Here is a 12,455-nt window from a genome sequence, read left to right as displayed (position 1 = left end):
CGAGGAGCGCACCGCTTGTCGGATTTGACAAACGCAAACGATATCAACGAACCGCGGCTGATCACCGAGACCGGCCTTGACCAGCGTCTTGCCGCCATCATCGAGCCGGTCCTGCTCGGCATGGACTACCGCCTCGTCCGCGTCCGGCTCTTGAACCAGAACGGCGCAACGCTGCAGATCATGGCGGAGCGCGCCGATGGCAGCATGAACGTCCAGGACTGTGAAGCGGTCTCCACGGCGGTTTCTCCTGTCCTCGATGTGGAAGATCCCATCGATAAGGCGTATCATCTGGAAGTGTCGTCGCCCGGCATCGATCGTCCGATGGTGCGCAAGTCGGACTTTATGCGCTGGCAGAGCCACCTGATCAAGTGCGAGACCTCGATCCTGGTGGACAATCGCAAGCGCTTCCGCGGCAAGATCACCGACGTGACCGAAGATGGTTTTACGATCGAGCGCGATCAGGTCGCCTATGGCGAAGAGCCGAGGGTGACCATTCCGTTCAGCACGCTGGCCGATGCCAAGCTTATCCTGACGGACGACCTTATTCGTGATGCGCTGCGCGCCGACAAGCTGGCGAAAGCCGAGGCAGCGAACCAGAACGACGAAGTCGAAGAAGACGAAGAATAACCGATCAACGAACCGCCCGACGAAACGGGAACACGGGCAGGAAGACGGAGACTAAAGACAATGGCAGTCAGTGCGAACCGGCTTGAACTTCTGCAGATCGCAGATGCAGTGGCGCGCGAAAAGGTCATCGACCGCGAGATCGTGCTTGCCGCAATGGCGGATGCGATCCAGAAGGCCGCGCGCTCCCGCTACGGCACGGAGTCCAATATCCGCGCCGACATCAACCCGAAGACCGGCGAAATCCGCCTGCAGCGCCTGCTCGAAGTCGTCGAGAAGGCCGAGGACTATTCCACGCAGATTCCGCTGGAGCTTGCCCGCGATCGCAACCCGGACGCAGCCCTTGGCGATTTCATCGCCGATCCGCTGCCCCCGATGGATTTCGGCCGCATTGCCGCCCAGTCTGCCAAGCAGGTCATAGTCCAGAAGGTGCGTGAAGCCGAACGCGACCGCCAGTTCGACGAATTCAAGGATCGCGTCGGCGAAATCGTCAACGGCACCGTCAAGCGTGTCGAATACGGCAACGTCATTGTCGATCTCGGCCGTGGCGAAGGCATCATCCGCCGCGACGAAATGATCCCGCGCGAAAACTTCCGCTATGGCGACCGCGTCCGCGCCTTCGTCTACGACGTCCGCCGCGAGCAGCGCGGCCCGCAGATCTTCCTGTCGCGCACGCATCCGCAGTTCATGGTGAAGCTCTTCACCATGGAAGTGCCCGAAATCTATGACGGCATCATCCAGGTGAAGTCGGTTGCCCGTGACCCGGGTTCGCGCGCCAAGATCGCCGTCATCTCGAACGACTCGTCGATCGATCCGGTCGGCGCCTGCGTCGGTATGCGCGGTTCGCGAGTCCAGGCCGTCGTCGGCGAGCTTCAGGGCGAGAAGATCGACATCATTCCGTGGAGCCAGGATCCGGCGACCTTCGTCGTCAACGCCCTGCAGCCGGCCGAAGTCGCCAAGGTCGTTCTCGATGAGGATGCCGAACGTATCGAAGTCGTGGTTCCGGACGAGCAGCTTTCGCTCGCCATCGGCCGCCGCGGTCAGAACGTCCGCCTCGCATCGCAGCTGACCGGCTGGGATATCGACATCATGACGGAAGCCGAGGAATCGGAACGCCGCCAGAAGGAATTCAACGAGCGCACCAACCTGTTCATGGACGCGCTCGACGTCGACGAAATGGTCGGCCAGGTTCTGGCTTCCGAAGGCTTCGCAGCCGTCGAGGAACTGGCCTATGTCGATCTCGACGAAATTTCCTCGATCGACGGCTTCGACGAAGACACCGCGCAGGAAATCCAGACCCGCGCCCGCGAATTCCTTGAAAAGCTCGAAGCCGAAATGGACGAAAAGCGCAAGGCGCTCGGCGTTTCCGACGAGTTGCGCCAGATCAACGGCATGACCTCGCAGATGATGGTCGCGCTCGGCGAAGACGGCATCAAGACGATCGAAGACTTCGCCGGCTGCGCAGCCGACGATCTCGTCGGCTGGTCGGAACGCAAGAACGGCGAGACGAAGAAATTCGAAGGCCTGTTCTCCAAGCTCGAGATTTCGCGCGTCGAGGCCGAGCAGATGATCGTGCAGGCGCGCCTTGCGGCCGGCTGGATCACCGAAGACGATCTCGCTGCCGAGGCTGAAGGCGAAGAGCCTGCCGAGGCTGAGGCCGAGCAGGAAGCATGATGGCCGAACTCAAGCCGGACGCCGGGACCGAAGACGATGGTCCCACTGGCGACGGTACGAACGGCCGCATGTGCATTGTGACAAGGGAAAGCGGATCGCCGAATGAGCTGATCCGCTTTGTCGCCGCTCCCGACGGGACAGTCGTTCCCGATCTGAAGCGGCAGCTGCCGGGTCGCGGTTGCTGGGTGAAGCCCGAACGCGCAACCGTCGACAAGGCAGTGGCAAAGAGGCTTTTCTCCCGCGCCCTGAAAGCGGAGGTGACGGCGCCCGACGATCTGGGCGCCCGAGTCGACCGTCTGCTTTCGGCGGATTTGACGGGCATGATGAACATGGCGCGCAAGGCGGGCCAGTTCGTCACGGGCTCGTCGAAAGTCGATGCCGCGATCAGGAGCGGAGCAGCGCTTGCTGTCTTCCACGCAACTGACGCGGCGGACGACGGCGTTAGAAAAATCGACCAGGCCCGCAAGGCCTGGCATCTCGGAATGGAGACCGAGAGCGAAATACCTTCTTTCCGTCTCTTCTCGGAGGCGGAAATGGAGGCACTGATGGGCCAGAACACTTTTATCCATGCCGCAGCGCTTGCAGGGCAGGCGGGTGAGGGTGTAGTGAAGCGCGCAAACCTGCTCGAACGGTACCGCAACGGCGGTCAGTCCCGGGCAACGGGCGGCGCCGGCCGGCGAAAACAATGACGCGGTCACCGGCCCATGCCGGACGCCTCATTAAGGTACATGTATTGAACGACAGGGTCTGATGGACGTCATCCGGCCCTCGTCCGAAGGGAACGGAATGACCGACAACAATGACGACAAGACACTGAGCGTAGCGGGTAAGAAGACCCTCACCCTGAAACCGTCAGGCGTGAACCAGGGCACCGTGCGCCAGGATATGGGTCGCGGTCGCACCAAGGCGGTCGTGGTCGAAACACGTAAACGCCGCCCCCTACGTCCTGAAGATGAAAAGCCAGTTGTGACGGCGGCAGCGCCAGCTTCCGTGACGCGCATTGCTGAACCCACCCCGCAGCCGCCGCGCCCGCCGCAGCCGGCTCCGCGCATCCACCAGCCCGGTGGCCAGCAGCAGCATCGCCCGCAGCAACAGAACCAGGGTGGCCAGCCGCAGCGGCCCAACCAGGACCGGCAGTCGCGTCCCGTGGTGCTCAACCATCTCTCCGCCGGAGAAATGGACGCGCGCCGTCGTGCGCTCGCCGAAGCCCAGGCTCGTGACGCTGCCGATGCAGTTCGCCGCGCCGAAGAAGAAGCCCGCCGCAAGGTAGAGGAAGAACAGCGCCGTGCCGAAGAGGCCGCCGAGGCTGCACGTCGCGCCGCGGAAGAGGCTGCTCGCGTTCCCGAGCCGGTCGTCGAAGCCAAAGCCGAGCCGGCACCGGCTCCTGTTGAGGCCAAGGCACCCGAAGCGCCGCGCCCGGTTCCGGTCGTGCGCCGACAGGAAGGGGCAGCTCAGCCTACGCGTACCACGCCTGCGACCGAAGCCCCGGCCGTTCGCGGTCGCCGCAACGAGGAAGAGGATGATCGCGGCCCGGCACGCGGCGCTCCGGCACGCGGCAAGATCGTGCGTCCCGAACCGGCCAAGGCCCCGGCACGTCCGAAGACCGAAGACGAGCGCCGTCGCGGCAAGCTGACCGTGACGACGGCCAATGTCGATGGTGAGGACAATGCACGCGGTCGCTCGCTGTCGGCCATGCGTCGCCGGCAGGAGAAGTTCCGCCGCAGCCAGATGCAGGAAACGCGCGAAAAGGTCGTCCGCGAGGTTATCCTGCCGGAAACCATCACCATTCAGGAACTGTCGCAGCGCATGTCCGAACGCGCGGTCGACGTTATCAAGTACCTGATGAAGGAAGGCCAGATGATGAAGCCGGGCGACGTCATCGACGCCGACCTCGCAGAACTCATCGCCAGCGAATTCGGCCATACGGTCAAGCGCGTTTCGGAATCCGACGTCGAACTCGGTATCTTCAACGTGGCTGACGAGGGCGGCGATCAGGTATCGCGTCCGCCAGTCGTCACGATCATGGGTCACGTCGACCACGGCAAGACCTCGCTGCTCGACGCCATCCGCCATGCCAACGTGGTCTCCGGCGAAGCCGGTGGCATCACGCAGCATATCGGCGCCTACCAGGTCGAGCAGAACGGTCAGAAGATCACCTTCATCGACACGCCGGGACACGCTGCCTTCACGGCAATGCGTGCCCGCGGTGCGCAGGCGACCGATATCGCCGTTCTCGTGGTCGCGGCCGACGACAGCGTGATGCCGCAGACGATCGAATCGATCAACCACGCCAAGGCGGCCGGTGTTCCGATCATCGTCGCGATCAACAAGGTCGACAAGCACGAGGCCGATCCGCAGAAGGTGCGCACGCAGCTTCTGCAACACGAAGTCTTCGTGGAATCCATGGGCGGTGAAGTCCTCGACGTCGAAGTATCGGCAAAGACCGGCCTCGGCCTCGACAAGCTGCTCGAAGCCATCCTGCTGCAGGCGGAAATCCTTGATCTCAAGGCAAATCCGAACCGCACGGCGGAAGGTACCGTCATCGAAGCCCAGCTCGACCGCGGCCGCGGCGCCGTTGCGACTGTGCTCGTGCAGAAGGGTACGCTGCGTCCCGGCCAGATCATCGTTGTCGGCGACCAGTGGGGCCGTGTACGCGCGCTGATCAACGACAAGGGTGACCACGTCAAGGAAGCCAGCCCGGCGACCCCCGTTGAGGTTCTCGGACTTTCGGGCACTCCGGCTGCAGGCGACAAGTTTGCCGTGGTCGAGAACGAAAGCCGCGCACGCGAGATCTCGGAATATCGCCAGCGTCTCGCCCGCGACAAGGCCGCTGCCCGCCAGTCCGGCCAGCGCGGTTCACTGGAACAGATGATGACGCAGCTGCAGACCTCGGGCGTCAAGGAATTCCCGCTGGTCATCAAGGGCGACGTGCAGGGCTCGATCGAAGCCATTGCCGGCGCACTCGAAAAGCTGGGAACCGACGAAGTCCGGGCACGCATCGTGCATTCGGGCGCCGGCGGTATCACGGAATCGGATATCTCGCTCGCCGAAGCGTCGAACGCTGCCATCATCGGCTTCAACGTCCGTGCGAATGCGCAGACGCGCACCTTCGCAGAGCGCGAAGGCATCGAGATCCGCTACTACAACATCATCTACGACCTCGTGGATGACGTGAAGGCGGCAATGTCGGGCCTGCTCTCTCCGGAACGGCGCGAAACCTTCCTCGGCAATGCCGAGATCCTCGAGGTGTTCAACATCACGAAGGTCGGCAAGGTCGCAGGTTGCCGCGTCACCGAAGGCAAGGTCGAGCGTGGCGCAGGTGTCCGCCTCATCCGCGACAACGTCGTCATCCACGAAGGCAAGCTCAAGACGCTCAAGCGCTTCAAGGACGAAGTCTCGGAAGTGCCGGTCGGTCAGGAATGCGGTATGGCCTTCGAAAACTACGAAGACATCCGCGCCGGCGATACGATCGAGTGCTTCCGCGTGGAACACATCACGCGCACGCTCTGAGCGGATCGAGATTGAAATTCTGGACGGGCGCCGGATCAACCAGTCCGGCGCCTAATCCTTTTTGGCTGTAGGGGCCTTTTTGGCTGTAAGGCCTTTTGGAGTGTAAGAAATGGCCACAAGACCGACATCCTCAGCGCCGTCGCAGCGCATGCTGCGTGTTGGCGAACAGGTTCGAGCCGCCATCACGCAGGTTCTGCAGAGGGGCGAGGTGCGCGACGACGTTATCGAGGCAACCGTCATTTCGATCTCGGAGGTGCGCATGTCGCCCGACCTGAAGATCGCGACGGCCTATGTGACGCCGCTCGGCGTTTCCGACCACAGCGTCGTCATCGATGCGCTGAACCGCAACGCGAAATTCATCCGCGGCCGTCTCGGTCCGCAGCTTCGGCAGATGAAATACATGCCGGAAGTGCGCTTCCGCGACGACACGAGCTTCGACAATTACAAGAAGATCGATGCACTGCTGCGTTCGCCCGAGGTTCAGCGCGACCTCGACGACGGCAGCGACGAAGACCAATAATAGAAGAGACTTGATGTCCAAACCACGCAAACCCAAGGGCCGGCCGGTTTCCGGCTGGCTTATTCTCGACAAGCCGGTGGATTTCGGCTCGACCGAAGCCGTTTCCAAGATCAAGTGGCTGTTCAAGGCGCAGAAATGCGGCCATGCGGGCACGCTTGATCCGCTGGCATCCGGCATGCTGCCGATCGCTCTCGGCGACGCGACCAAAACCGTTCCTTACGTCATGGACGGCCGCAAGATCTATGAATTCTCCGTCGCCTGGGGCGAGGAGCGCGCGACGGACGATCTCGAAGGCGATGTGACGCAGTCCTCGGACAAGCGGCCGAGCGAAGAAGATATCCGCGCGCTGCTGCCGAAATATACCGGCGTCATCGAGCAGGTGCCGCCGCAGTTTTCGGCGATCAAGATCGCCGGCGAGCGCGCCTACGATCTGGCGCGCGAGGGTGAGACCGTCGAGATCCCCTCTCGCGAAGTAGAAGTCTTCCGCCTGACCATGCTCGGCGCGACGTCCAATCTCGCCCATTTCGAAATCGAGTGCGGCAAGGGCACCTATGTCCGCTCGATCGCTCGCGATCTCGGACGCGACCTCGGCTGCTTCGGCCACATCGCCTCCCTGCGGCGCACCTTCGTTGCGCCCTTTGCCGAGGAGAGCATGGTGCCGCTCGCAAAGCTCGTGGAGCTTGAGGCGATCGAGGACGCGGATGAGCGGCTTGCCGCCCTCGATGTTTTCCTGATCGACACCAGCGAGGCGCTGTCGTCGCTGCCGCATCTTGTCGTCACCGACGACCAGGCACACCGGCTGAAGATGGGCAATCCGATCCTCGTGCGTGGCCGTGACGCTCCGGTTGCCGAGAGCGAGGCCTATGCGACCGCACGCGGCAAGCTGATCGCCATCGGCGAGATCGGCGAAGGCGAGTTCCGGCCGAAGCGCGTCTTCGCCTAAGCCGGCAAGACTTAGGGCCCGAGCGGATATCAACCGGCTGCCCGCCTTGCGTCGCGGCCGGAACGCTCGGGTGATTGTCAATCATCGATGGCGCCATATTCTCTGCAGATCACACGGTCCGACAGGAGGTAAATGATGCGCCGGATTATGCTTGCGACGATCGCTTTGTTTTCACTGATGGCAACGATATCAGCCGCCCGGTCTGCCGAGCGCTGGGCCGAGCTTCCGGCCTTTCCCTCCATGCCGACACCCAATGCCAGCGGCATGGCGCCGGTGAACGACATCAAGATGTACTATGCCGAGTATGGGCAGGGTGATCCGATCCTCTTCATCCATGGAGGCCTCGGCAATGCCGATGTCTGGGGCAACCAGATCAAGGATTTCGCCAGGGATCATCTGGTCATTGTCGCAGACAGCCGCGGCCATGGACGCTCGACCCGCAGCGAGCAACCCTTCGGCTACGATCTCATGACGTCCGATTACGTCGCCCTGCTGGATTATCTCAAGCTCGACAAGGTGACCCTGGTCGGCTGGTCCGATGGCGGCATCATCGGTATCGATATGGCGATGACCCATCCGGAAAAGCTGAAGCAGGTGGTTGCGCAGGCAGCCAACGTGACGACGGATGGCGTCAAATCGGACGTGATGAACAACGCGACGTTCAGCAACTACATCAATGTCGCCGGCGAGCAGTATAAGAAGCTCTCGCCGACGCCGACCGAGTATGATGCCTTCGTCAACCAGATCTCGGCCATGTGGGCGAGCCAGCCGGCATGGACGGCGTCCGATCTCTCAAAGATCACCGTTCCGGTGACGCTCGCCATCGGCGATCACGACGAAGCCGTCAAGCTCGACCACACAGAAATGATGGCGAAGGAGATACCGGGTGCCAAGCTGGTCGTCCTCAAGGACGCGAGCCACTTTGCCATGCTTCAGGATCCGGAAGGCTATGACGCCATGATCCGGAACGCCATGTCGGGAAAGCAGTGAATCCGCTGCTTCGGGCTGCCCCTTCCCATTACGAGCTTAATAGTTTATAGGCAGCCCAGCATTTGGCATAGCCCTGTGCATTCGCGGCCAAGGCTGGACGACATCCCGGCTTCTGGCGACTTATCTCCTCTTATGAAAGGATTGTCCGATGTCGATCACTGCCGAGCGCAAGTCTGCGCTGATCAAGGAATACGCAACTGCCGAAGGCGACACCGGTTCTCCGGAAGTTCAGGTTGCGATCCTCACCGAGCGCATCAATAACCTGACCGAGCACTTCAAGGACCACAAGAAGGATAACCACTCCCGCCGTGGCCTCCTGACGCTCGTTTCCAGCCGCCGCTCGCTTCTTGACTACCTCAAGAAGAAGGACGAAGGCCGTTATACCAAGCTGATCAACAGCTTGAATATCCGCCGCTAATAGTTTTCCGGCGGGCGTTCCTGCGAACGCCCGCCGGTCGTCTATCCAGGGTTTGAAAACCCTATTAAGATGTCTCTGCTGCGCGCCTCTTCTCGGTGCGCCATGAGGCAAAATTGGCAGACCGGATGGGCCGGTCCCGCCAGAACCAACCGTTGACCTGTCATGGGGCAGGATTGCCGGATGCTTTCGGCCAGGGTTTCAAGCCTTGGTCAACGTTGCAAAGCCTCCCGTTGTCTTGCCCATGATGCGTCACATTGATTGCGGTCGACGTCGCGTTTCCCCTTGAAGGGCGAGGACGCGTCATCCCGCATTGAAGGACAAGACATATGTTTGACGTTCATACCGTGGAAATCGAGTGGGCAGGCCGCCCGCTCAAGCTGGAAACCGGCAAGATCGCCCGCCAGGCCGACGGCGCCGTCATGGCAACCTACGGCGAGACCGTGGTACTCGCGACCGTCGTTTCGGCCAAGGCGCCGAAGCCGGGCCAGGACTTCTTCCCCCTCACCGTAAACTACCAGGAAAAGACCTACGCAGCCGGCAAGATCCCCGGAGGCTATTTCAAGCGCGAAGGCCGCCCGAGCGAGAACGAAACGCTGGTTTCGCGTCTGATCGACCGTCCGATCCGCCCGCTCTTCCCTGAAGGCTACAAGAACGACACGCAGGTCGTTGTAACCGTCATCCAGCACGATCTGGAAAACAACCCCGACATCCTGTCCATGGTTGCGACCTCGGCTGCCCTGACACTTTCAGGCGTTCCCTTCATGGGCCCGGTCGGCGGCGCACGCGTCGGCTACATCAACGGCGAATACGTCCTCAACCCGCATCTCGACGAGATGGACGAGTCGGTTCTCGACCTCGTCGTTGCCGGCACGCACGATGCCGTTCTGATGGTTGAATCCGAAGCCAAGGAACTGCCGGAAGACGTCATGCTCGGCGCCGTCATGTTCGGCCACAAGGGCTTCCAGCCGGTTCTCGACGCGATCATCAAGCTCGCCGAAGTGGCTGCCAAGGAGCCGCGCGACTTCCAACCGGAAGACTTTTCCGCGCTTGAGACCGAGATGCTCGGCATTGCCGAAGCCGAACTGCGCGAAGCCTACAAGATCACGCAGAAGGCCGACCGGTACGCCGCCGTCGACGCCGTCAAGGCAAAGGTGAAGGCCCACTTCCTGCCGGTAGAAGGCGAAGCCAAGTACACGGCCGAAGAAGTCGGCGCGATCTTCAAGCACCTGCAGGCGAAGATCGTTCGCTGGAACATCCTCGACACCAAGAGCCGTATCGACGGTCGCGATCTCGAAACCGTTCGTCCGATCGTCTCGGAAGTCGGCCTCCTGCCGCGCACCCATGGTTCCGCACTGTTCACCCGCGGTGAAACGCAGGCGATCGTTGTTGCCACGCTCGGCACCGGCGAAGACGAGCAGTTCGTCGACAGCCTGACCGGCATGTACAAGGAGCGCTTCCTGCTCCACTACAACTTCCCGCCCTACTCCGTTGGCGAAACCGGCCGCATGGGCTCCCCGGGCCGCCGCGAAATCGGTCACGGCAAGCTCGCATGGCGCGCGATCCGTCCGATGCTGCCGACGCCTGAGCAGTTCCCCTACACGCTGCGCGTCGTCTCCGAAATCACCGAGTCGAACGGCTCGTCCTCGATGGCAACCGTTTGCGGCACCTCGCTGGCCCTGATGGACGCCGGCGTTCCGCTGGCCAAGCCGGTTGCCGGTATCGCCATGGGTCTGATCCTGGAAGGCGAGCGCTTCGCGGTTCTCTCCGACATTCTTGGTGACGAAGACCACCTCGGCGACATGGACTTCAAGGTCGCCGGCACCGCCGACGGCATCACCTCGCTGCAGATGGACATCAAGATTGCCGGTATCACCGAAGAGATCATGAAGGTCGCTCTCGGCCAGGCCAAGGGCGGTCGTGCCCACATCCTCGGCGAAATGTCCAAGGCGATCACTGAAAGCCGTGGCCAGCTCGGCGAATTCGCTCCGCGCATCGAAGTCATGAACATCCCGGTCGACAAGATCCGTGAGGTCATCGGCTCCGGCGGCAAGGTCATCCGCGAAATCGTCGAAAAGACCGGCGCGAAGATCAACATCGAGGATGACGGCACGGTCAAGATCGCTTCTTCTTCCGGCAAGGAAATCGAAGCGGCCCGCAAGTGGATCCACTCGATCGTTGCAGAACCGGAAATCGGTCAGATCTACGAAGGTACTGTCGTCAAGACTGCCGACTTCGGCGCCTTCGTCAACTTCTTCGGCGCCCGCGACGGCCTCGTCCATATCTCGCAGCTCGCCTCCGAGCGTGTTGCGAAGACCCAGGACGTCGTCAAGGAAGGCCAGAAGGTCTGGGTCAAGCTGCTCGGCTTCGACGAGCGCGGCAAGGTCCGTCTTTCCATGAAGGTCGTCGACCAGGCCACCGGCCAGGAAATCCCGGCCGACAAGAAGAAGGACGAAGCGGCCGAATAAGCCGCGCCTTCATCGCATCCACAGGGCGCGGAATGATTTTCCGCGCCCTTTTTCTATCCGCTTTCCGCTAGGGCATCTCCGCTTTTCCTCGAATCGCGGAAGCGCTCTATCTCCTTGATTTGACGCAATTCCGGACGCAAAACCGTGCTACACTTTTGCTGGAATTGCCTTAGGGAATCCGCCCATGAGCCGCGACGCATTGAAAACCCTCCTCCATCCCTTCGCATCCGGCACGGTCGCCACGCCCGGCGAGGGCGAGCGCATCCTCTTTCTCGGTGCCGAGGCGGGCTTTGCCCTGCCCAACGGCTTTACAGCAAGCCTTTCGGCGGTCCAGGATTTCCGGCCGCTCTATCGCCAGCTGCAAGCACAGCGCGTCAACGCGACGCCCGAGATCGAAGGCGAAGATTTCGACGGTGCATTGGTGCTCTGCACCAAGCACAAGGGTGAGAACGAGGGGCATATCGCCGAGGCGGTCGCTCGCGTTAAGGCCGGCGGACTGATCGTCGTCGCAGGCGGCAAGGAAGACGGCATACAGCCGCTGCGCAAGCGCGTGGAAGGCCTGGGCGCCGATATCGAGCACATGCCGAAATATCACGGCGTCGCCTTCTGGTTCAGCCGCCCAGCCGATGTTACCGCCCTGCTCTCCGGGCTCCGAAAGCCAGCGGTCCGCGTCGAGGATCGGTTTACGGCATCGGCCGGAATGTTTTCGCACGACCGCGTCGATGCCGGCTCCGAACTGCTGGCATCGCGCCTGCCGACGGATTTTACCGGCGACGCTGCCGACTTCGGCGCGGCCTGGGGTTATCTCTCCATTGAGCTCGCAACACGCTCGCCGCGCCTCGGTCGGCTCGACCTTTATGAGGCCAGCCACGCAGCCCTGGAAGCCGCCAAGGCGAACATGGCGGAGAACTGCCCCGATATCGCCGCGCGCTTCTTCTGGCACGATCTGGCGGCTGAGCCGGTCAGGGACAAGTACGATCTCATCATCATGAATCCGCCCTTCCACGAGGGCCACGCGGCGGAACCCTCGCTTGGTCAGGCGATGATCAAGACGGCAGCGTCGGCCCTGCGTGGCGGCGGCCGCCTCATGCTCGTCGCCAATCGCGGCCTGCCCTATGAGCCGGTGCTTTCGGCGCATTTCAAGGAGAGCGGCGAGACCTGCCGGAACGCCCGTTACAAGGTGCTCTGGGCGCGCAAGTAGACGCCCGGCACGGCAGAAGCCTCTCCTCAGCGGCTATCCTCAGAGAAAATCCGCTCGACAAGAGGAAGGAACTACATTTATCTTCCGGCGACGAATGCTTTACACTTGGC

General features: G+C 62.1%; 10 protein-coding genes. All 10 read left to right on the top strand.

The features are described 5' to 3' along the window. Positions 1-15 precede the first annotated feature (15 nt). The 10 genes from rimP to DTW90_RS06165 all read left to right on the top strand — a co-directional run bounded on the left by rimP (position 16) and on the right by DTW90_RS06165 (position 12,345). A complete protein-coding gene (gene rimP / locus DTW90_RS06210; RefSeq protein ID WP_149337126.1) occupies positions 16-627 on the top strand; it encodes a ribosome maturation factor RimP in 612 nt (203 codons plus the stop codon). Between the two features lie 60 nt (positions 628-687). Next, positions 688-2,298: a transcription termination factor NusA gene (nusA, locus tag DTW90_RS06205; protein ID WP_149337124.1), complete on the top strand. Its 1,611-nt coding sequence runs from the start codon at positions 688-690 to the stop codon at positions 2,296-2,298. Then, complete coding sequence (locus DTW90_RS06200) at positions 2,298-2,987, top strand: RNA-binding protein (RefSeq protein WP_246664903.1); 690 nt, start codon at positions 2,298-2,300, stop codon at positions 2,985-2,987. Before nusA ends, DTW90_RS06200 begins: the two co-directional genes overlap by 1 nt. 97 nt (positions 2,988-3,084) lie before the next feature. Continuing rightward, complete coding sequence (infB, locus tag DTW90_RS06195) at positions 3,085-5,808, top strand: translation initiation factor IF-2 (RefSeq protein ID WP_149337120.1); 2,724 nt, start codon at positions 3,085-3,087, stop codon at positions 5,806-5,808. A 109-nt stretch (positions 5,809-5,917) separates the two neighbouring features. After that, positions 5,918-6,328 carry a 30S ribosome-binding factor RbfA gene (gene rbfA / locus DTW90_RS06190; RefSeq protein ID WP_132527201.1) on the top strand — a complete coding sequence of 137 codons (411 nt, stop codon included), beginning with the start codon at positions 5,918-5,920 and terminating at the stop codon, positions 6,326-6,328. A gap of 13 nt (positions 6,329-6,341) precedes the next feature. Continuing rightward, complete coding sequence (truB, locus tag DTW90_RS06185; RefSeq protein ID WP_149337118.1) at positions 6,342-7,271, top strand: tRNA pseudouridine(55) synthase TruB; 930 nt, start codon at positions 6,342-6,344, stop codon at positions 7,269-7,271. 135 nt (positions 7,272-7,406) lie between these two features. After that, positions 7,407-8,261: an alpha/beta hydrolase gene (locus DTW90_RS06180; protein ID WP_149337117.1), complete on the top strand. Its 855-nt coding sequence runs from the start codon at positions 7,407-7,409 to the stop codon at positions 8,259-8,261. A 148-nt stretch (positions 8,262-8,409) separates the two neighbouring features. Further along, entirely contained in the window at positions 8,410-8,679 is a 270-nt protein-coding gene (rpsO, locus tag DTW90_RS06175; protein WP_132527195.1) for a 30S ribosomal protein S15, read from the top strand. Positions 8,680-9,005: 326 nt separating this feature from the next. Beyond that, entirely contained in the window at positions 9,006-11,144 is a 2,139-nt protein-coding gene (gene pnp, locus DTW90_RS06170) for a polyribonucleotide nucleotidyltransferase (RefSeq protein WP_149337115.1), read from the top strand. Between the two features lie 184 nt (positions 11,145-11,328). Continuing rightward, the gene (locus DTW90_RS06165; protein WP_149337114.1) at positions 11,329-12,345 is read left to right on the top strand and encodes a class I SAM-dependent methyltransferase; all 1,017 of its coding nucleotides are present in this window, start codon (positions 11,329-11,331) and stop codon (positions 12,343-12,345) included. Positions 12,346-12,455: the final 110 nt, after the last annotated feature.

This window comes from Neorhizobium sp. P12A (assembly GCF_008365395.1).
Classification (GTDB): domain Bacteria; phylum Pseudomonadota; class Alphaproteobacteria; order Rhizobiales; family Rhizobiaceae; genus Rhizobium.
Note: the sequence above shows the minus strand (reverse complement) of the source record. Positions and strands in the feature narration are given on the sequence as shown.